This window comes from Pseudomonas paraeruginosa PA7 (assembly GCF_000017205.1).
GTDB classification, from domain to species: Bacteria; Pseudomonadota; Gammaproteobacteria; order Pseudomonadales; family Pseudomonadaceae; genus Pseudomonas; species Pseudomonas paraeruginosa.
The window spans coordinates 4,211,490-4,229,723 of sequence record NC_009656.1 but is presented as its reverse complement, the minus strand read 5'-3'; the positions used below and the strand labels follow the sequence as shown (position 1 = coordinate 4,229,723).

At 67.9% G+C, this 18,234-nt stretch carries 18 protein-coding genes and 2 pseudogenes; 14 read left to right on the top strand and 6 right to left on the bottom strand.

What is annotated here, in order from left to right; translation table 11 throughout:
* Positions 1–960 (bottom strand): CDF family Co(II)/Ni(II) efflux transporter DmeF, encoded by a 960-nt coding sequence (gene dmeF, locus PSPA7_RS19440; protein WP_012076577.1) that lies wholly within the window; start codon positions 958–960, stop codon positions 1–3.
* 67 nt (positions 961–1,027) lie between these two features.
* Here dmeF and PSPA7_RS19435 point away from each other — a divergent pair, with 67 nt between their 5' ends.
* The 5 genes from PSPA7_RS19435 (at position 1,028) to hxuC (ending at position 6,167) form a co-directional block, all read left to right on the top strand.
* Positions 1,028–1,303 carry a metal/formaldehyde-sensitive transcriptional repressor gene (locus PSPA7_RS19435; RefSeq protein WP_003082658.1) on the top strand — a complete coding sequence of 92 codons (276 nt, stop codon included), beginning with the start codon at positions 1,028–1,030 and terminating at the stop codon, positions 1,301–1,303.
* Positions 1,304–1,379: 76 nt separating this feature from the next.
* Complete coding sequence (locus PSPA7_RS19430) at positions 1,380–1,829, top strand: YcgN family cysteine cluster protein (protein WP_012076576.1); 450 nt, start codon at positions 1,380–1,382, stop codon at positions 1,827–1,829.
* Positions 1,830–1,978: 149 nt separating this feature from the next.
* Positions 1,979–2,506, top strand: coding sequence for an RNA polymerase sigma factor (locus PSPA7_RS19425; protein WP_012076575.1), 528 nt, complete (start codon positions 1,979–1,981; stop codon positions 2,504–2,506).
* Positions 2,503–3,486 carry a FecR family protein gene (locus PSPA7_RS19420; protein ID WP_012076574.1) on the top strand — a complete coding sequence of 328 codons (984 nt, stop codon included), beginning with the start codon at positions 2,503–2,505 and terminating at the stop codon, positions 3,484–3,486. The genes PSPA7_RS19425 and PSPA7_RS19420 overlap by 4 nt, the downstream gene beginning before the upstream one ends.
* A 125-nt stretch (positions 3,487–3,611) precedes the next feature.
* Entirely contained in the window at positions 3,612–6,167 is a 2,556-nt protein-coding gene (gene hxuC, locus PSPA7_RS19415) for a heme receptor HxuC (RefSeq protein ID WP_012076573.1), read from the top strand.
* A gap of 6 nt (positions 6,168–6,173) precedes the next feature.
* Here hxuC and lepB read toward each other — a convergent pair whose 3' ends face one another.
* Positions 6,174–6,713: a signal peptidase I gene (gene lepB / locus PSPA7_RS19410; protein ID WP_003150053.1), complete on the bottom strand. Its 540-nt coding sequence runs from the start codon at positions 6,711–6,713 to the stop codon at positions 6,174–6,176.
* A 76-nt stretch (positions 6,714–6,789) separates the two neighbouring features.
* Positions 6,790–8,841 (bottom strand): S9 family peptidase, encoded by a 2,052-nt coding sequence (locus PSPA7_RS19405; RefSeq protein ID WP_012076571.1) that lies wholly within the window; start codon positions 8,839–8,841, stop codon positions 6,790–6,792.
* A gap of 148 nt (positions 8,842–8,989) precedes the next feature.
* Between PSPA7_RS19405 and PSPA7_RS19400 the strand changes: the two genes are divergently transcribed.
* The 4 genes from PSPA7_RS19400 to PSPA7_RS19385 all read left to right on the top strand — a co-directional run bounded on the left by PSPA7_RS19400 (position 8,990) and on the right by PSPA7_RS19385 (position 11,316).
* Positions 8,990–9,463: a hypothetical protein gene (locus PSPA7_RS19400; RefSeq protein WP_003086834.1), complete on the top strand. Its 474-nt coding sequence runs from the start codon at positions 8,990–8,992 to the stop codon at positions 9,461–9,463.
* Positions 9,464–9,526: 63 nt separating this feature from the next.
* Positions 9,527–9,988: an HIT family protein gene (locus PSPA7_RS19395; RefSeq protein WP_012076570.1), complete on the top strand. Its 462-nt coding sequence runs from the start codon at positions 9,527–9,529 to the stop codon at positions 9,986–9,988.
* Between the two features lie 3 nt (positions 9,989–9,991).
* Positions 9,992–10,765, top strand: coding sequence for a class II glutamine amidotransferase (locus PSPA7_RS19390; RefSeq protein WP_003150059.1), 774 nt, complete (start codon positions 9,992–9,994; stop codon positions 10,763–10,765).
* Between the two features lie 26 nt (positions 10,766–10,791).
* The gene (locus tag PSPA7_RS19385; protein ID WP_003150061.1) at positions 10,792–11,316 is read left to right on the top strand and encodes a DUF2937 family protein; all 525 of its coding nucleotides are present in this window, start codon (positions 10,792–10,794) and stop codon (positions 11,314–11,316) included.
* Between the two features lie 12 nt (positions 11,317–11,328).
* On the opposite strand, the gene PSPA7_RS19380 is transcribed toward PSPA7_RS19385, so the two are convergent.
* Positions 11,329–12,189, bottom strand: a complete 861-nt coding sequence (locus PSPA7_RS19380; protein WP_003150062.1) for a LysR substrate-binding domain-containing protein — start codon at positions 12,187–12,189, stop codon at positions 11,329–11,331.
* Between the two features lie 168 nt (positions 12,190–12,357).
* On the opposite strand from PSPA7_RS19380, the gene phnW reads away from it, so the two are divergent.
* Together phnW and phnX are read left to right on the top strand one after the other, a co-directional pair.
* The gene (phnW, locus tag PSPA7_RS19375; protein ID WP_003150064.1) at positions 12,358–13,473 is read left to right on the top strand and encodes a 2-aminoethylphosphonate--pyruvate transaminase; all 1,116 of its coding nucleotides are present in this window, start codon (positions 12,358–12,360) and stop codon (positions 13,471–13,473) included.
* A gap of 36 nt (positions 13,474–13,509) precedes the next feature.
* Positions 13,510–14,337, top strand: a complete 828-nt coding sequence (gene phnX / locus PSPA7_RS19370) for a phosphonoacetaldehyde hydrolase (RefSeq protein WP_012076569.1) — start codon at positions 13,510–13,512, stop codon at positions 14,335–14,337.
* Between the two features lie 50 nt (positions 14,338–14,387).
* Here phnX and PSPA7_RS19365 read toward each other — a convergent pair.
* Positions 14,388–14,681 (bottom strand): annotated as a pseudogene (locus PSPA7_RS19365) (LysR substrate-binding domain-containing protein); the annotation flags it as partial.
* Between PSPA7_RS19365 and PSPA7_RS19360 the strand changes: the two are divergent.
* Both PSPA7_RS19360 and PSPA7_RS19355 read left to right on the top strand, forming a co-directional pair.
* Positions 14,667–14,963, top strand: a pseudogene (locus PSPA7_RS19360) (MFS transporter); the annotation flags it as partial. The pseudogenes PSPA7_RS19365 and PSPA7_RS19360 overlap by 15 nt on opposite strands.
* Positions 14,964–14,977: 14 nt before the next feature.
* The gene (locus PSPA7_RS19355) at positions 14,978–15,364 is read left to right on the top strand and encodes a DUF4440 domain-containing protein (protein ID WP_003150071.1); all 387 of its coding nucleotides are present in this window, start codon (positions 14,978–14,980) and stop codon (positions 15,362–15,364) included.
* A 7-nt stretch (positions 15,365–15,371) separates the two neighbouring features.
* On the opposite strand, the gene PSPA7_RS19350 is transcribed toward PSPA7_RS19355, so the two are convergent.
* On the bottom strand, positions 15,372–15,986 hold the full coding sequence (locus PSPA7_RS19350; RefSeq protein WP_012076566.1) for a TetR/AcrR family transcriptional regulator: 615 nt from the start codon (positions 15,984–15,986) through the stop codon (positions 15,372–15,374).
* A gap of 157 nt (positions 15,987–16,143) precedes the next feature.
* Here PSPA7_RS19350 and PSPA7_RS19345 point away from each other — a divergent pair, with 157 nt between their 5' ends.
* A complete protein-coding gene (locus PSPA7_RS19345) occupies positions 16,144–17,685 on the top strand; it encodes an MFS transporter (RefSeq protein WP_012076565.1) in 1,542 nt (513 codons plus the stop codon).
* The last annotated feature ends 549 nt before the right edge of the window (positions 17,686–18,234 follow it).

The following is an 18,234-nucleotide window of genomic DNA, read 5'->3' as shown; positions in this document are numbered from 1 at the left end:
TCAGGCGGCCGCTGCCGGGAGCAGGGGATTCACCTCCACGGTGATGTGCACCAGTTCCTCGTGTTCGGCCAGGCGCCGTTTGAAGTAATCGGCGCTGCCTTCCGCGGTGGTCAGCAGGCTCAGCAGGCAGGCGTACTTGCCCTGGCCGACCTGCCACAGGTGCAGGTCGAGCAATTCCGCCGGCAGCGGGCTGCTGGCGATCGCCGCGCGGATTTCAGCGGCCACCGGCGCGTCCATCTGCGCATCCAGCAATACCCGGCCGCTCTGGCGGATCAGGCCGCAGGCCCAGACACTGACCAGCACCGCACCGACGATACCCATCAATGGGTCCAGCCAGACTGCGTTCCACAGCAGGCCGCCGGCCAGCGCGACGATCGCCAGCAGCGAGGTAGCGGCGTCCGCCAGCACATGCAGGTAGGCGGCGCGCAGGTTCAGGTCGTGCCCGTGCGCATGATGGTCGTGGTCGTGGTCGTGGGCATGATGCGCATGGCCATGGTGGGCATGGCCGTCGCGCAACAGCCAGGCGCAGGCGAGGTTCACCAGCAGGCCGAGCGCGGCGACCAGCATCGCCTGTTCATAGTGGATGGGCGTCGGCGCGAGCAGGCGTTCGGCCGACTGGTAGAGCATCAGCCCGGCGACCAGCAGAAGCAGCAGGGCGCTGGTGTAGCTGCCGAGCACCTCGATCTTCCAGGTACCGAAGCTGAAGCGCGGGTCGTTGGCGTAGCGCCGCGCGGCGCCGTAGGCGAGCACCGCCAGACCCAGGGCCAGGGCATGGGAGCTCATGTGCCAGCCGTCGGCGAGCAGGGCCATGGAGTTGAACAGCCAGCCGCCGGCGATCTCCGCGACCATCATGCTGGCAGTGAGCAGCACCGCCCAGCGCGTATTGCGCTCGGCCAGCGGGTTGCCCCGGTCGAACCGATGGGAGTGGCGCAGAGGCTGGGTAGTCGGGGTGCCGGGCATTTGCTACTGTCCTGTCGAGACGTCGAAAATATACTATACCCCAGTATATTACCTTGAGGAGAAAGCGGTGGCCCATACCATCCATGGGAAGAAGAAGCTCCTGGCGCGGGTGCGCCGGATCGCCGGGCAGACCCGGGCGCTGGAACAGGCGCTGGAAGAGGGCAGCGAATGCGCGGCCGTGCTGCAACAGATCGCGGCGATCCGCGGCGCGGTGAACGGCCTGATGAACGAAGTGCTGGAGGGGCACATCCGCGAACACCTCGGCGCCGAGCAGGCGAGCGCGGAACAGCGCCGCGAGGACCTGGAACTGGTGGTGACCGCTTTGCGTTCCTACCTCAAGTAGCCACGCGGCGGCCGGCGCTTGGCCTGGGAGAGACGGGGGTCTAGACTATCGCGCCTTTTCACCTGCCCCCGATGCCATGGCCGCCAAAGTCGAACCCTTCTGGAAACGCAAGACCCTCGCCCAACTCGACCAGGACGAGTGGGAGTCGCTGTGCGACGGTTGCGGCCTGTGCTGCCTGCAGAAACTCGAGGACGAGGACGACGGCAGCGTCTACTACACGCGCATCGCCTGCAAGCTGCTCGACCTGCAGACCTGCCGCTGCACCAACTACGCCGAGCGCATCCGCTTCGTCCCCGACTGCATCCAGCTCACCCCGGCCCAGGCCGACGAGTTCCAGTGGCTGCCACCGACCTGCGGCTATCGTCTGGTGGCCGAGGGCCGGGACCTGCCGCTCTGGCACCACCTGGTCTGCGGTGATCCGGAACAGGTGCACAAGGAGCGCATTTCCCAGTCCGGCCGCATGCTCAGCGAAAGCCAGGTGGCCGAGGACGACTGGGAGGACTACCTGATCTTCCGCGCCGGCTGAGCCATGTCCGTCCCTCCTCCTTACTTTTATGAAATGATATGTATTATCATTCGCATATTTGCGAAGGGACTTCCGTATCCGACGGAAGCGGGGAGGCGAGGTGTTGCAGCGGGTCAACGGCGCGGGGGGCGCCGCCGGGGGAGGCACGGATGGATGAGCGTTTCCGTGGTTCCGTCTCGCATGCCTATCAGGCGTTCCATGGCGAGTTGCTGCGCTTCCTGCGCAGGCACCTGGGCAGCTCGGCGGACGCCGCCGACCTGGCCCAGGATACCTTCGCCCAGTGGTTGAAGTGGCCGGGCCGGCAGTCGGTCGAACAGCCGCGCGCCTTCCTGTTCCAGATCGCCCGCAATCTCCTGCGCGATCACTGGCGCCGGCAGCAGAGCCGTGGCCAGGACCTCGAACGGCCGGCGGCTGACGACGAGCGTGCCGTGCCGGAGGCCGAGGTGGCCGGGCCGGGCGAGCGCTTCGAACACCAGCAGCGCCTCAGCCACCTCGCGGCGGCACTGGCCGACCTGCCGCCGCGACGCCGCGAGGCGTTCGTCCTGCACAAGTTCGATGGCCTGTCCCAGGCCGAAGTGGCCGCGCGCATGGGAATTTCCCTGAGCATGGTGGAAAAGCACATCGCCAGCGCCCTGCTGCACTGCAAGCGGCGCCTCGGCCAGGGAGGCGAAGGATGAAACCGACGGAGCGGGTGGAGCCGCTGTTCGGCGAGGAAGCCGAACTGGACATCGACCAGCGCGCCGCGTACTGGTTCAGCCGCCGCCGTTCCGCGCATTTCAGCGCCGCCTGCCGGCTGGAGCTGGATGCCTGGCTGCGCGCCGATCCGCGCCATCGCGAAGCGCTCGACGGCATGGAGCGGCTCTGGCGCGAATTCGACGGCCTGCCGCGCCCGGCGCTGGACGATATTCCCGAGCCGGTGCCGGCCTGGCGCCTGCCCCGGGCGCTGGCGGCGGCGTTCTTCGTGTTCTGCGCGCTGCTCGTCGCCACCCTGTTCTGGCGCGACCAGTCGCTCGGACCGAACCTCGCCTACGGCACGGCACCTGGCGAGCAGCGCGAGGTGGTCCTGGCGGACGGATCGAAGCTGTTCCTCGACGTCGATACCCAGGTCCAGGTGCGCTACGCCGAGCATACCCGCGACGTGCTGCTGAAGAGGGGCGAGGCGTTCTTCATGGTCAGCCACGATCCGAGCCGGCCGTTCCGGGTCGCCAGCGGCGACAGCCGGGTCACCGTGCTCGGCACCCAGTTCAGCGTGCGGCGCGACGCGCAGGCCTTCACGGTGGCGGTCAAGCAGGGGCGGGTGGCGTTGCGGCCGTCGCTGGAAAAGGACGGCGAACAGGTGCTGCTGGCCGGCGACAGCGCCCGCCTGGACCTCGCCGACCAGCGCCTGCGGCTTGGCCACGTGGCGCCGGAACAGGTCGCCAGCTGGCGCGACGGGCAACTGGTGTTTCGCGACAAACCACTGGGCGAACTGGTGGCGGAACTGTCGCGCTACCGGCTTGCGCCGATCCGCCTGGTGGACGCCGGCCTGGCCGGCAAGCGCGTCTCCGGCAGCGTGCGCATCGCCCGTCCGGACGACTTCCTCCTGGCCCTGCCGGCGCTGCTGCCGGTGCGCGTGCAGGCGCAGGCCGACGGCGAGGTGCTGATCCTGGCGCGCTGAGCCGCGCTGGTGTCATTAATGAAAATATTTTTCATTCGCATATGCGGGTTTTTCTCCCTCTCGCGTCTTCTCTGCTGTCCGTCGCCGCTGCCGGCGATTTCCAGCAGTCACTTGGGAGTTCCAGCATGACCTTGCCTTTCACCCGCGCCGCCTGGCGTCCGCTGTGTTCCGCCGCCGTGCTCGGCGCCGCGTTGTGGGCCGCCGGCGCCAGTGCCGCCGAACGACGCTTCGACCTGCCGGCGCAGCCGCTGGCCGCCGCGCTGACGCGCCTGGCGCAGCAGGCGCAGGTCCAGGTGCTGTTCGACGAGTCGCTCCTGCGCGGCCTGCGGGCACCGGCACTGAGCGGCAGCTACGCGGTGCGCGAGGCGCTGGAGCGGCTGCTGGCCGGTTCCGAACTGGAGCTGGTGGAGGCGGGGGGCGGCTACGTGGTGCGCCGGCGCCAGGTCGATGCCTACAGCGACAACGCCCTGCAACTGGACGCGCAGACCATCGTCGGCAACGGTCGCGAGGTGGATGCCAGCAACGTCGGGCGTTCCACCCTGACCCGGCGCGATATCGAGCGGCAGCAGGCGGACAACATCCCCAGCCTGTTGCAGACTCTGCCCGGGGTGACCATGGGCGGCTCGCCCAAGCCGGGCGGGCAGACCACCAACATCTGGGGCCTGGGCGACGCCGAGGATGTGCCCTACACCCTGGACGGCGCGCAGAAGAGCGGCTTCGAACGCTACCAGCAGGGCACGGTGTTCATCGAGCCGGAAATGATCAAGCGCATCGAGGTGGAGAAGGGGCCGCACTCGGTGTTCACCGGCAACGGCGGCTTCGGCGGCACCGTGCACATGGAGACCAAGGACGCCCCGGACCTGCTGCGCGAAGACCGCGACGTCGGCGCCATGCTCAAGTACGGCTACCACTCCAACGACCAGCAGAAGATCTATTCCGGCGCCGTGTTCGGCCGCAGCCAGGACCGCCGCGTCGATGCCCTGGTCTACCTCAACGGCCGCGACGGGCGCGACATGAAGCTGGCCGACAACCTGCCGTTGTCGCCGAAGGACTATCCGGTCAATCCCCAGCGCCTGCCCAACAGCGCCCAGGACGAGAAGACCGGCCTGTTCAAGCTCAACCTGCATCCCACCGAGGAGCACGACCTGGGCTTCACCTACCTGCGCTCGAAAAGCTCGCGCTGGACGCCTTTCTCCGCCAGCAGCTACCCGACCCCGCCGAGCCAGTGGACCATCGACCGCTACGGCTACGAGCTGGGACTGACCCGCCTGCTGGCCCACCGCGACACCACCGACACCACCTGGACCGGCAAGTACAACTACCATCCGCTGGACAATCCCTGGATCGACCTGCAACTGAGCTATTCCGATGCCCGCACCGAGCAGCTCGACCGTCGCGAGGACAGCGCCTTCTACCAACTCGCCACCGGCGGCCAGCGGATGCGCACCGAGTACCGGGACAAGGTGCTGGAACTGCGCAACACCAGCCGATTCGATACCGCAGCGCTACAGCACGAGCTGACCCTGGGCGCGGTGCTGCACAAGCACAAGCGCGACATCCTCATGCACATGCCGGGCAAGACCTACGATACCCCGCGCTACAACTACGGCTGGCTGCAACCGGCATTCATGCCGGCCGGCAAGCAGGACACGCAGAGCTTCTACATCCAGGATGCGATCACCTACGGCAGCCTGACCATCACTCCGTCGATGCGCTTCGACAGCGTGCGCAACGACGGCCAGGCCAACCTGGCGCCGATCTACCACAATCCCAGGCTCGGCCATGACTATCGCGCCCAGACCTACTCCGGCTGGTCGCCGCGGCTGTCGGTGTTCTGGACCGCGACGCCGAACCTGGCGTTCTTCGCCGACTACACCCAGACCTGGCGAGCGCCGGTGATCGACGAGCAGTACGAAGTGCAGAACAGTTCGACCATCGGCGGCAGCAGCCGCGACCTGGACGCCGAGCGCATCCACGCGATCCGCGGCGGCAGCGTGATCAACCTGCCGGACCTGCTGGTGGCCGGCGACAGCCTGCAGATCCGTACCACCTTGTTCCAGAACCGCATCAAGGACGAGATCTTCCGTACCCGCAGCGTCGGCTGCCGCCAGCAGTCGATCGACAACGGCAGTATCGGCGGCAGTTGCGGCGACCTGCTGCCGCTGAGCAACTACCGCAACCTGCCGGGCCTGACCATCAAGGGCTTCGAGATCGAGAGCTTTTACGACAGCCAGCGGGTGTTCGGCAGCCTGTCCTACTCGTGGATGACCGGCAAGCACGATGGCGCCTACAGCAACCCCTGGGGACCGAACGTGTGGGCGCGCGACATCCCGCCGCCGAAGTGGGTGGCCATGCTCGGCCTGAAGGTTCCGGAGTGGGACGCCAGGCTCGGCTGGCAGGGCGAGTTCGTGCGCAAGACCGACCGCCTGCCCAGCGATCGCTACAGCGGCGGGATGGGTACCGGTTCCGGCGATATCTACTGGGATCACGCGGCCAACGACAGCTACGACACCCATCGGCTGTTCGCCGAGTGGGTCCCGGCCAAGCTGGGCCTGAAGGACACCCGCATCGACTTCACCGTGGACAACCTGTTCAACCGCTCCTATCGCCAGCCGCTGGGCGGCGACCTGGTCTACAGCCAGGGACGCAACGCCAAGATCAGCGTCACCCAGTTCTTCTGAGGGGCGTCAGCGCACCGAGCCGATGCGCCGGGTGTCCTCGGCATACCAGACGACGAACACCCGGCCGACCAGGTCGGCGCGCGGTACGTAGCCCCAGTAGCGGCTGTCGTTGGAGTTGTCGCGGTTGTCTCCGAGCATGAAGTAGTGGCCGGCGGGGACGCTACGCTCGGCCATGCGCAGGGAGTCCGGCTGGCGCAGCGCCTGCTGTGCCAGGTAGGGCTCGGTCACCGGGCGGTCATTGACGTAGAGCCGGCCGCCATCGATTCGCACGCGATCGCCGGGTATCCCGGCGATGCGCTTCACATAGGCGATGCTGCGCTGCGGCGGGAAGCGGAACACCACCAGGTCGCCGACCTGCGGTTCGGCGAAGGCGTAGCGCGCGGCGTTGGCGAGGATGAAGTCGCCTTGTTGCAAGGTCGGTTCCATCGAGCGCGAAGGGATCTTGTACAGCGCCACGCCGAGGATCCGCGCGCGCGGGTCGAGACTGGCGGTGCCGAACGGATTCGCCAGGTAGACGGCCAGCATGATCGCGGCGAGCAGGCCCATGGCGGACCAGAAGCGTCGTTTCACGAAGGTTGCCTTTTTCGTGGCGGATGGCCGGCGCCGCCGGCCCCGGCGGTCGTCATACCAGGTCGAGGACCTTGAGCAGGAAGGCGTATTCCAGCGCCACGTCCTTCAGCCCCTGGTAGCGGCCGCTCATGCCGCCGTGGCCGGCGCCGAGATCGGTCTTGAGCAGCAGCAGGTTGGCGTCGGTCCTGGTCGCCCGCAGCTTCGCCACCCACTTGGCGGCCTCCCAGTACTGCACGCGGCTGTCGTTGTAGCCGGCGACCACCAGCAGGTGCGGGTAGTCCTGGGCGCTGACGTTCTCGTAGGGCGCGTAGGCGGCGATCCGCGCATGCACCTCGGGCTCCTGCGGGTTGCCCCACTCGTCGTACTCGGTGACGGTCAGCGGCAGGTCCGGATTGAGCATGCTGTTCAGCACGTCGACGAACGGCACCTCGGCGATGGCCGCGCCGAACAGGTGCGGGCTCTGGTTGAGCACCGCGCCGATCAGCAGCCCGCCGGCGCTGCCGCCGCTGATGGCGAGGCCCTCGGGACGGCAGTAGCCCTCGGCGAGCAGGTGCTCGGCGCAGGCGATGAAGTCGTCGAAGCTGTTCTGCTTGTGTTCCAGCTTGCCGGCACGGTACCAGGCCTCGCCCAGTTCGCCGCCGCCACGAACATGGGCGATGGCGAAGACGAAGCCGCGCTCCAGCAGGCTCAGGCGGGCGTGGGAGAACCAGGGATCCAGGCTATGCCCGTAGGCGCCGTAGCCATAGAGATAGAGCGGCGCTGGGCGCCCGGCGGCGATGCCGTCGAGGACTTCCTTGCGCGCCACCAGGCTGACCGGCACCTGCGTGCCGTCGCCGCTGCTGGCCCAGATGCGCCGGCTGGCGTAGGCGTCGGCGTCGAAGGGGCCTTCCACCGGGGTCTGCTTGAGGACGCTCTGCGTGCCATCGGCGAGGTTCAGCTGGCGTATCTGCGCCGGACGGTTCAGCGCCTCGTAGCGCAGGCGCACGCAGGGGCTGTCGAATTCCAGGCTGTCCTGCACGTAGAGGCTGTAGGCGGCGTCCGGCAACTGCACGCGGTAGGCCGGCAGGCCTTGCGGTTGCACTTCGATCACCGGCAGGCCGCCGTCGCGCAGGCCGAGGATCACCGCCTCGGCGTTCAGGCTGACATCTTCCAGGGTCCGCTGCGGGTCGTGGGCCACGCGCAGTTGCCAGTGCTCGCGGGTCGGACGGGCCTCCTCGGCCTGGTAGAGGGCGAAGTTGATCCCCGCCTGGTTGCTGCGGATCAGCCACAGGCCGCGGCCGTCGAGGCGCCCATGGTCGGGGTAGTACTCGTGGCCTTCCTCGCGCGGCGCCAGGCAACGGAAGTCTCCCTGCGGCTGGTCGGCGTCGAGCACCCAGGCCTCGCTGGTGGTCTTGCTGTTGAGCAGGAGGATCAGCTGGCGTTCCGAGCTGGAGCGGTAGCAGTGCAGGAAGAAGCGCCCGTCGCCTTCCTCGAACACCAGCTCGGCGCCGGCCTCGCCCAGGCGGTGGCGATAGAGCTTGTGCGGGCGGTGGGTGTCGTCCAGTTCGCCGAAGAACAGCGTGCGGTTGTCGTTGGCCCAGGTCAGGCTGCCGTCGCAGTCGTCGAAGGGCAGGGCCTGCACCGCGCCGCTGGCGAGATCCTTGACGAACAGGCGGTAGATCTCGTCGCCGCTGGTGTCCAGGCTGTAGGCGAGCAGGCGCTGGTCGGGGCTGATGCTGAAGGCGCCGAGGGAGAGGAAGCCGTCGCCGGCCAACAGGTTGGGATCGAGCAACAGTTGCTCGGCGCTTTCGTCGACCGCCAGGCTGCCGTCCGCCGGACGCGGACAGCGGTAGTGACGCGGGTATTCGTCGCCGGCGGTGGTGCGCTGGTAGTACAGCCACGGCCCCCAGGGACTGGGCAGCGACAGGTCGGTCTCGCGGATGCGTCCCCTGATCTCCTCGAACAGGGTCTCGCGCAGCGCGGCCTGGTCGGCCAGTTCGGCATCCAGGTAGGCGTTCTCGGCCTTCAGGTAGTCGAGCACCTCCGGGGCGTCGCGCTCCTCCAGCCAGGCGTAGGGGTCGCGTCCGGCGTCGCGGCGGGCGATGGGGGGCTGCGGATGGGGCATCGGGAATCCTCGTCGGCCCGGCCATGCGCGAGGCCGGGAAATCTGAATAAAACTGGCGGCGCGGCGCCCGCCATCGGCGGGTAGGCGCGTCGGCACGCAAAAGCGGCTATCATAAGCCCCCCATCACCGCTATCGCCACGCACGCCGCATGAATGAACAAGACTATCTGATCGCCTGGGGCGCCTACGCCATCGCCGGACTCGGCCTGATGCTGGTGTTCTGGCTGATGACCGGCTGGATGTGGCGCTGGTTGCGCGAGCCCCTGCGGCTGATCGTCTTCATCCTGCTGTTCACGCCGACCCCGGTGGACCCGCAGAACGACCTCTACGCCCCGGCCATCGCCATCACCGCGCTGGACGTCGTGTTCAAGGTCGGCAACAACGCCTGGCGCGCGGTCTCCGACCTGGCCCTGGTGGCGCTGCTGGGTTTCGGCCTGTACCTGCTGATCGCCGCCATCCGCTGGCCGCTGGAGCGGGCCTGGAAGAATCGCCGGCACCCGTCGCAGGACGCCGAGGACGAGCCGACCCTGCGGCAGATGATGCAGCCCGAGTTGATGCCGGACGTCGACACCCGCACCGACGAGCACGGCGACCGGCGCATGCGCATCGAGCCGCGGCTGTAGCCTTTCGCGACGAAATCCATTCTTGCGCTACGCCCGGCAGGCGTTCAGCATGAGTCGAGGCCTATGTCGGGATTTCCCATGGATTGCGTGTTCTGCGCCATAGCGGGTGGCCGCGAGCCGGCGCACAGACTCTTCGAGGACGAGCATTTCATCGTCCTGCTGGACATCTTTCCGCTGCGACCGGCGCACGTGCTGATCGTCGCCCGCGAGCACGCCCCGCACCTGAGCGATCTTTCCGCCGCCGCCCGCGACGCCCTCCCGGCGCTCGCCGAGCGTACCGGCCGCGCGCTGCGCCGGGCCGGCTTCGGCGTGGAGGGCATCAACCTGTTGCTCAACGATGGCGTGGCCGCCAACCAGCACGTGGCGCACCTGCATCTGCACCTGATTCCCCGGCGTCGCGGCGACCTGCCGCGACTGCTCTGGCGCGCCCTGACCCGCTTCCTGCCGATCGACCGCGCGGGGTTGCAGGCGCGACTGCGCCGGGAAGAACAACTACTACGTACAGCCTTGCTCAGGGAGGTTTGAGCCATGTGTGAACTATTGGGCATGAGCGCCAACGTCCCGACGGACATCGTCTTCAGCTTCACCGGCCTGATGCAGCGCGGCGGCGGCACCGGCCCGCACCGCGACGGCTGGGGCATCGCCTTCTACGAAGGACGCGGCGTGCGGCTGTTCCAGGACCCGCTGGCGAGCGTCGACTCGGAGGTGGCGCGACTGGTGCAGCGCTTCCCGATCAAGAGCGAGACGGTCATCGGGCACATCCGCCAGGCCAACGTCGGCAAGGTCGGGCTGAGCAACACCCATCCGTTCATCCGTGAACTCGGCGGGCGCTACTGGACCTTCGCGCACAATGGCCAACTGGCCGACTTCCAGCCCAAGCCGGGGTTCTACCGCCCGGTCGGCGAGACCGACAGCGAGGCGGCCTTCTGCGACCTGCTCAACCGGGTGCGCCGGGCTTTCCCCGAGCCGGTGCCGGTGGAGGTGCTGTTGCCGGTGCTGATCTCGGCCTGTGACGAATATCGCAAGAAGGGCGTGTTCAACGCGCTGATCAGCGACGGCGACTGGCTGTTCACCTTCTGTTCCAGCAAACTCGCCTACATTACCCGTCGCGCGCCGTTCGGCCCGGCGCGGCTGAAGGATGCCGACCTGATCGTGGACTTCCATGCGGAAACCACGCCGGACGACGTGGTCACGGTGATCGCCACCGAGCCGCTCACCGACAACGAGAACTGGACCCTGCAGCAGAGCGGCGAATGGGTCCTCTGGTGGGGTGGCGAGGTGTTGGCCAAGGGGCGGGTCTGAAGCGCCGCCGCGAACGAGGAGAGCGCATGTTCCGCAGTTACCTGAGACTGGTGCTGTTCACCCTGGGCCTGCTGCTCGGGGTGCAGGTGCCCGGCTTCATCGACGACTACGCCAAGCGCGTCGACGCTCACCGCCTGGAAGCCGCGCAGAACATCCAGGGCTTCCAGCAGACCGCCGGGCAGTTCTTCAACGGCAGCCTGGAGGAACTGGTCAGGCACTACCGCAGCAACAGCGACCCGGTGTTCCAGCGCGACGGCGACAACCTCGACCGCCTGATGCGCCGCGCGCGCATGCTCGACGCCGAGTGGCAGGCCATGCAGGGTCCCTGGTACGCGCGGGCCTGGCACATGCTGCGGGCGCCCAACCGTGAGCTGCTGATGGAAACCTATGCCAGCTACAGCTACCAGGTCCTGCTCAAGCCCGAGGTGATCGCCTGGGGCCTGGGCGGCGCGCTGCTGATCGCCTGGATCGCCGAACTGATCGTGTATTCGCTGGGCTCGCTGTTCGGCTTCGGCGAAGACCGCCGCACCCGCGAGCGGCACTGGAGCTGACGAAGCGACGGCTCAGCCCGCCGCCAGTTCCAGGAACGCCTTGATCACCCGCAGGCCGCGGCGTTTCTCCAGGCAGCCGATCAGGTGGCGGTTGGTCAGGTCCGGGCCGATCAGCGGCACCGCCCGTACCCGGGGATCGTTGCCGAGTTCCAGCGAGGACACCACGCCGATCCCCAGCTCGGCGGCCACCGCCTCGGTCACCGCCTCCCGGCTGTCCAGCTCCAGCAGCACCCGCGGCCACACGCCCTGGCTGGCGCAGGCGCGGTCGAAGGTGCGACGGGTGATCGAACCCGGCTCGCGCAGCACCATGATCTGCTGGTCGAGCTCTTCCAGCGGGATGCCTGCGCTGCGTTCGCACCAGGGATGCTGGCGCGGCAACAGGGCGCAGATACGTGAATTCACCAACTCCTCCAGGAACAGTCCGGGACGCGCCTCGACTTCGGTCAGCACGGCGATGTCGACGTGTTCGCTGAGCAGCGCCGCGAGGGTTTCCTGGGCATTGCCCAGGCGCAGGTTGACGGTGATCCCCGGGTACTGCGCGCGCAGCCGGGCGAGCATCGGCATCACCAGGTGCGGGCCGTCGGCGGCGACCTCGAGGCGCCCGGAGACCAACTGTCGATTGGCGTCGAGCAGGGCCTCGGCTTCCTCCTCCAGGGCGAACAGGGTGCGGGTGATCGCCACCAGCCGCGAGCCTTCCTCGGTCAGTTCGATGCGTCGCGCGGTGCGGCGGAACAGGGTGACCTGGTAATGCTCCTCGAGCGCCTTGACGTGCCCGGTCACTGCCGGCTGGCTGATGCACAGCCGCTCGGCGGCGCGGGTGAAGCTGCCTTCGCGGGCGACGGCGTCGAAGGCGCGGAGCTGGAAGAGGTTCATGGGTATCGGCCTGGCTTATGACTGGCATCGGAACAAACAATTTGAACGATAATAGCCCGGCCGTCACCTTATGTCTCCAGGCTTCCCCGGAACGCCGGCGCGGATCGACCGCCCGGGCCGCGAAGCCCGATCCGGTTTCTTTGGCCGATTCCCGCAGAGGAAATGAGCATGAGCACTGCCGAACGCGCACCCATCCTGCTGACCCCCGGTCCGCTGACCACTTCCTACCGTACCCGCCGGGCGATGATGGTCGACTGGGGCTCCTGGGACAGCGACTTCAACGAACTCACCGCCAGCGTCTGCCAGCGCCTGCTGAAGATCGTCGGCGGCGAAGGCAGCCACACCTGCGTTCCGCTGCAGGGCAGCGGCACCTTCGCCGTGGAAGCGGCGATCGGCACCCTGGTGCCGCGCGACGGCAAGGTCCTGGTACTGATCAATGGCGCCTACGGCAAGCGCCTGGCGAAGATCTGCGAGGTCCTGCAACGCCCCTTCAGCACCTTCGAGACCGAAGAGAACGTGCCGACCACCGCCGCTGACGTCGAACGCCTGCTCGCCGCCGATCCGGCGATCAGCCATGTGGCGTTGATCCACTGCGAGACCAGCACCGGCATCCTCAATCCGCTGGAGGCCATCGCCAAGGTCGTCGAGCGTCACGGCAAGCGCCTGATCGTCGATGCCATGAGTTCCTTCGGGGCGATCGAGATCGATGCGCGGAAGGTGCCGTTCGACGCCCTGATCGCCGCCTCCGGCAAGTGCCTGGAGGGTGTCCCGGGGATGGGCTTCGTCTTCGCCCGCAACGCCGCTCTGGAAGCCAGCGCCGGCAACTGCCATTCCCTGGCCATGGACCTGCAGGACCAGCACGCCTACATGCGCAAGACCGGGCAGTGGCGCTTCACCCCGCCGACCCACGTGGTCGCCGCCTTGCACGAGGCGCTCAGCCAGTACGAGGAGGAGGGCGGCCTGGCGGCGCGCCAGCGGCGCTACGCGGGCAACTGCGAAACGCTGCTCGGCGAGATGGCCCGGCTCGGTTTCCGCAGCTTCCTGCCGGCGCAGATCCAGGCGCCGATCATCGTCACCTTCCATGCGCCGCGCGATCCACGCTACCGCTTCGCCGACTTCTATCAGCGCGTGCGGGAGAAGGGCTTCATCCTCTATCCGGGCAAGCTGACCCAGGTGGAAACCTTTCGCGTCGGCTGCATCGGCCACGTCGATGCCGCGGAGATGCAGCAGGCGGTCGCCGCCATCGGCGAGGCGCTGCGCGAACTGGAAGTCCTCGAGATCTGAACTGAACGATAACCAGCAGAAAAAGGGTTCACGACAATGAATTACAACCAGCCAGCCACCCTCCAGGCCGCCATCCTCGACTGGGCGGGAACCGTGGTCGATTTCGGTTCGTTCGCCCCGACCCAGATCTTCGTCGAGGCCTTCGCCGAGTTCGGCGTCCAGGTCAGCCTGGAGGAGGCGCGCGGACCGATGGGAATGGGCAAGTGGGACCATATCCGCACCCTCTGCGACATCCCGGCGATCGCCGAGCGCTACCGCGTCGCCTTCGGCCGCCTGCCCACGGATGACGACGTCACGGCCATCTACGAACGCTTCATGCCGCTGCAGATCGAGAAGATCGCCGAACACTCGGCGCTGATCCCCGGCGCCCTGCAGGCGATCGCCGAACTGCGCGGAATGGGCCTGAAGATCGGTTCCTGTTCCGGCTACCCGGCGGTGGTGATGGAGAAGGTGGTGGCCCTGGCCGAGACCAACGGTTACGTCGCCGACCACGTGGTGGCCACCGACGAGGTGCCCAACGGCCGGCCCTGGCCGGCCCAGGCGCTGGCCAACGTGATCGCCCTGGGGATCGACGATGTGGCGGCCTGCGTGAAGGTCGACGACACCTGGCCGGGCATCCTCGAAGGGCGTCGCGCCGGCATGTGGACGGTGGCGCTGACCTGCTCGGGCAATGCCCTGGGCCTCACCTACGAGCAGTACAAGGGGCTGCCGGCGGCGGAACTGGAACGCGAACGCACGCGCATCGAGCAGATGTTCGAAGGTGCGCGCCCGCACTACCTGGTCGAGACCATCGCCGAACTGCCGGCCGTGGTCCGTGACATCAATGCGCGCCTGGCGCGCGGCGAGATGCCGCAGGGCAACTGAGCCACGCCTGTGCCGAGGCCGCCGCGGGCAACCGCGGCGGCCTCGGTTTTCTAGCCGCCGACCGGGTGCCCCAGGCGAGCCTTGAGGAAGTCGATGAACGCGCGGACCTTCGACGGCAGGTGGCGGGTCGGCGGACAGACGGCATGCACGCCCTGTAGCGGAAAACCGTGGTCCGCCAGCAGGCGTTGCAGCGCGCCGCTGCGCAAGTCGGCCCGCACCAGCCAGTCCGGCAGCACGGCGATACCCAGCCCGTCGAGGGCGAAGGCGCGCAGGGCCGCGGCGTTGTCGGCCACCAGCATGGCTTGGTGCGCTCCGCGGTAGCTGCGCAGGGCGCCGCCATGGGCTTCGGCGGCAGCCTTTGCAGCAGCGCGGCGCAGAGCATGGCCTTGCTCGACGTCCCGGCGGCGCGCATGGGCCATGCCAGCGCCTTGTGGAACATCAACCGGCAACTGGCGTTCTGCCTGGGCATGGCCGTGCTCGGTGGGTTGCTCAACCTGTTGCAGGCGCGCGCCGACCCCGCGGCCTTCGTGCACTGCTTCCTGTTCGCCGCCGCTCTCACGCTGTTACCCTGCCGTGGGTGAGGCGTATCGACTCCGCCGGGGGGGCGTGCCCTGGTCCAGACCTGAAAGGAGATACCACCATGAACTGCCCCTATCGCCGGGAAATCCACGACGCCCACGTGGCGATCCGCGCCTGGCTGGCCGGCGAGGCCCCCGCCGACGCGCTGGATGCGCTGATGGCGCGTTTCGCCGAGGACTTCTCGATGGTCACGCCGCATGGCGCGGTCCTGGACAAGACTGCGCTGGGCGAGCTGTTCCGCGGCAAGGGCGGCACCCGTCCGGGGCTGCGCATCGAGATCGACGGCGAGAGCCTGCTGGCTTCAGGCGCGGCTGGCGCGACCCTGGTCTATCGGGAAATCCAGTCCGACGCGGCGGGTCGCAGCGAGCGCCTGTCCACCGTAGTGCTGCGCCGTGACGACGAGGGGCGGCTGTACTGGCGTCACCTGCAGGAAACCTTCCGCGGCTGAGCCCGTCTCAGTCGCTGGCGCCGAGCAGGCGCAGGAAGGCATCGGCGAGTTCGTCGGCCAGCGGCTGGGTATCCAGGCGGCCGCCGGCGATGGCGTCGTCGGCGGCGCCATGCAGCCCGGAGTAGAGCAGCAGGGCGTTCAGCCGTGGGTTGCGCAGCGGCCAGGCGCCGGCCGCCGCGCCGTTCTCCAGTAGCTCCGCCAATTGCTCCAGCACGCGGTCGCGCTCCTGGTTGCCACGCTGGTGGTGATGGTGCTCGCTGTAGACCACATCGTGCAGCCGGTAGCCCTTCAGGTAGCCGGCCAGGCCGCTCTCGGTCCAGGCGCGCAGGCGGCCGGGATGGTCGTACGCCGGACAGGCCTCGACGGCATTGGCGATGCGCTGTTGGAAGGCCTGGGTGAAGCGCTCGCGCAGGGCCTGGAGGATGTCGGTCTTGGCTTGGAAGTAGTGATAGAAGGTGCCCTTGGCGACCCCCGCGGCAGCGACGATGTCGCTGATGGTGGTGGCGTCCACACCCTTGTCGAGGAACAGTTGCTGCGCCGCCGCCATCAGTTCCTCGAGACGAACCTCCGCGGGTTTGGTTCGCGGTTGGCGGGCAGGCTGTTCGGCGTGGCGGTCGGGCATGGAGCGCGGGTCCGGTGGTTGGGTTGGCGGCAGTGTAAAAGAGCGTGGAGGGGAAGACGAGGCATGACAGGAAGATGAGAATGTTTCGCGATATTTATTGACTGACCGTCGGTCAATGGATTATTCCTGGGCCAGCGCCCTCTCATCGGAGTACTCCATGAACCCTTCGCGTCGTGTCGCCCTGGTCGCCGCCATCTACCTGGGAACCTTCATCGCCTCGCTCGACATCAGCATCGTCAACCTCGCCCTGCCGACGCTGCAGCACGCCCTGGATACCGACCTGGCCGGCCTGCAGTGGGTGGTCGACGCCTATGCGCTGTGCCTGAGCGCCTTCATGCTGTCCTCGGGGCCCCTGAGCGATCGCTACGGGCGCAAGCTCACCTGGCTGCTCGGGGTCGCCCTGTTCAGCTTCGGTTCGCTGCTCTGCGCGCTGGCCACTTCGCTGCTGCCGCTGCTGTTCGGCCGCGCGGTCCAGGGCATCGCCGGGGCGCTGCTGATACCCGGCGCGCTGTCGATCCTCACCCAGGCTTTCCACGATCCCGGCCAGCGTGCCCAGGTGATCGGCGGCTGGACCTCCTTCAGCGCGCTGTCGCTGATCCTCGGTCCGCTGCTCGGCGGCCTGCTGGTGGAGCACGCCGGCTGGCAGAGCATCTTCCTGATCAACCTGCCGCTCGGCCTGTTGGCGCTCGCCCTGGGCCTGTGGGGCATCGAGGAAACCGCGCACCCCGAGCACGCCGCCTTCGATCCCCTGGGGCAACTGCTCAGCGTGGCCTGGCTGGGGGCGCTGACCTACGCCCTGATCGCCGCGGGGGAGAGCGGCTGGTCGTCTCCCACGGCCTGGCCGGCGCTGCTCCTGGCCGGAGTAGGCCTGCTTGGCTTCCTTCTCGTCGAGCGGCGGACCGCCCGGCCGTTGCTGCCCCTGGGGTTGTTCCGCCAGGCACGGTTCGCCGTCTGCAACCTGGCCTCATTCGTCCTCGGTTTTTCCGGCTACGCCAGCCTGTTCTTCCTCTCCCTGTTCTTCCAGCAAGTGCAGGGGGCCTCGGCGCAGCAGGCCGGCCTCTACCTGGCGCCGCAGTTCCTCGCCATGGGCGCTCTGTCCATGCTGTTCGGACGCTTGCAGCGGCACGTACCGCTGCAGCGCCTGCTGGTGCTGGGCTACCTGGTGATCGGCCTGGCCATGCTGGCGCTGGCCGCTTGTGGTACGGGAACGGCGTATCCCTGGATCGGCCTGTTGCTGGTGGCGCTGGGCCTGGGCATGGGCCTGGCCGTTCCCGGCACCGGTCTGGCGGTCATGGCGAGCGTGGTCCGCGAGCGTTCCGGGATGGCCTCGGCGACCATGAATACCCTGCGCCAGGCTGGCATGGCCGTCGGCATCGCGTTGCTGGGAGCGCTGCTGAGCGGACGGGCGATCGTCGTCCTGGGCGACCGGCTGGAGGGGCTGGGAATTGCCGATGCACAACGGCTCGCCACCCAGGCGGTCACGGCCCATCGCTTGCCTGGTTCCCTGCTGGGGCTCGACGGCGAACTGCCGGCGGCGCTGGCCGAGGGCTTCCGCCTGGCGATGCTGGTGGCTGGAGCCAGCGCGCTGCTGGCCGCCGCGCTGCTCTGGCGCCTGCGCGTTACCGCCGAACCTGAGGCGGATACAGTCGGCGCATCTGGACGAACGGCAGGAGTACAGTGGCGGATCGATAGACGCTGACTCTCGGGTCACGATGATGGCGCGAGGGCGATTTCCTTGCGCTTTGCCCGGCCAGGCGAAGAATATTCGCGTAATCCAACCGGTGTGCTAGGGTATGACCTGCGACAACCTGTCGCATGCAGGAAAAAACCCTACTTTATCTATGTTTGAGAAAGTCTATTGCAAGATGTGTCATAGGCTCGCCAGCTGAAATGAATTGTAATAACTGACGCTCAGTTTCGGTCCAACGAGCGTCGCGCGAGTGTCTGCTCCGCATCGCGATAAATGGGTTCCTGCCTTGCCTGTTGCACAACAAATAGCCGACCGATAACTGCGACCTGATCCCCCGGCGGGAAGGGCAATCCTTCTCGTCCAGGCATGCACGTGCCTTGGCCGCCCTTGGCCTCTTCCGGCACAGCTTCGTAAACGCTGTTCATCAAGGAACGACTCAGCGCGTGGAACGATTCCGCCACTGGAATCGGGAAGGGCTCCGCTTGCCTTTTCCCGTGTCCGGCCGGCGTGCGTTCCGTACCCCGGCGGCGACTGCATGTCTGGAACTGGCTGATGCCA

Coding starts and splice junctions, on each gene's coding strand:
- dmeF (WP_012076577.1), bottom strand. CDS start 960: ATGCCCGGCACCCCGACTACCCAGCCTCTGCGCCACTCCCATCGGTTC.
- PSPA7_RS19430 (WP_012076576.1), top strand. CDS start 1,380: ATGGCCGCCAAAGTCGAACCCTTCTGGAAACGCAAGACCCTCGCCCAA.
- PSPA7_RS19425 (WP_012076575.1), top strand. CDS start 1,979: ATGGATGAGCGTTTCCGTGGTTCCGTCTCGCATGCCTATCAGGCGTTC.
- PSPA7_RS19420 (WP_012076574.1), top strand. CDS start 2,503: ATGAAACCGACGGAGCGGGTGGAGCCGCTGTTCGGCGAGGAAGCCGAA.
- hxuC (WP_012076573.1), top strand. CDS start 3,612: ATGACCTTGCCTTTCACCCGCGCCGCCTGGCGTCCGCTGTGTTCCGCC.
- lepB (WP_003150053.1), bottom strand. CDS start 6,713: ATGGGCCTGCTCGCCGCGATCATGCTGGCCGTCTACCTGGCGAATCCG.
- PSPA7_RS19405 (WP_012076571.1), bottom strand. CDS start 8,841: ATGCCCCATCCGCAGCCCCCCATCGCCCGCCGCGACGCCGGACGCGAC.
- PSPA7_RS19400 (WP_003086834.1), top strand. CDS start 8,990: ATGAATGAACAAGACTATCTGATCGCCTGGGGCGCCTACGCCATCGCC.
- PSPA7_RS19395 (WP_012076570.1), top strand. CDS start 9,527: ATGTCGGGATTTCCCATGGATTGCGTGTTCTGCGCCATAGCGGGTGGC.
- PSPA7_RS19390 (WP_003150059.1), top strand. CDS start 9,992: ATGTGTGAACTATTGGGCATGAGCGCCAACGTCCCGACGGACATCGTC.
- PSPA7_RS19385 (WP_003150061.1), top strand. CDS start 10,792: ATGTTCCGCAGTTACCTGAGACTGGTGCTGTTCACCCTGGGCCTGCTG.
- PSPA7_RS19380 (WP_003150062.1), bottom strand. CDS start 12,189: ATGAACCTCTTCCAGCTCCGCGCCTTCGACGCCGTCGCCCGCGAAGGC.
- phnW (WP_003150064.1), top strand. CDS start 12,358: ATGAGCACTGCCGAACGCGCACCCATCCTGCTGACCCCCGGTCCGCTG.
- phnX (WP_012076569.1), top strand. CDS start 13,510: ATGAATTACAACCAGCCAGCCACCCTCCAGGCCGCCATCCTCGACTGG.
- PSPA7_RS19355 (WP_003150071.1), top strand. CDS start 14,978: ATGAACTGCCCCTATCGCCGGGAAATCCACGACGCCCACGTGGCGATC.
- PSPA7_RS19350 (WP_012076566.1), bottom strand. CDS start 15,986: ATGCCCGACCGCCACGCCGAACAGCCTGCCCGCCAACCGCGAACCAAA.
- PSPA7_RS19345 (WP_012076565.1), top strand. CDS start 16,144: ATGAACCCTTCGCGTCGTGTCGCCCTGGTCGCCGCCATCTACCTGGGA.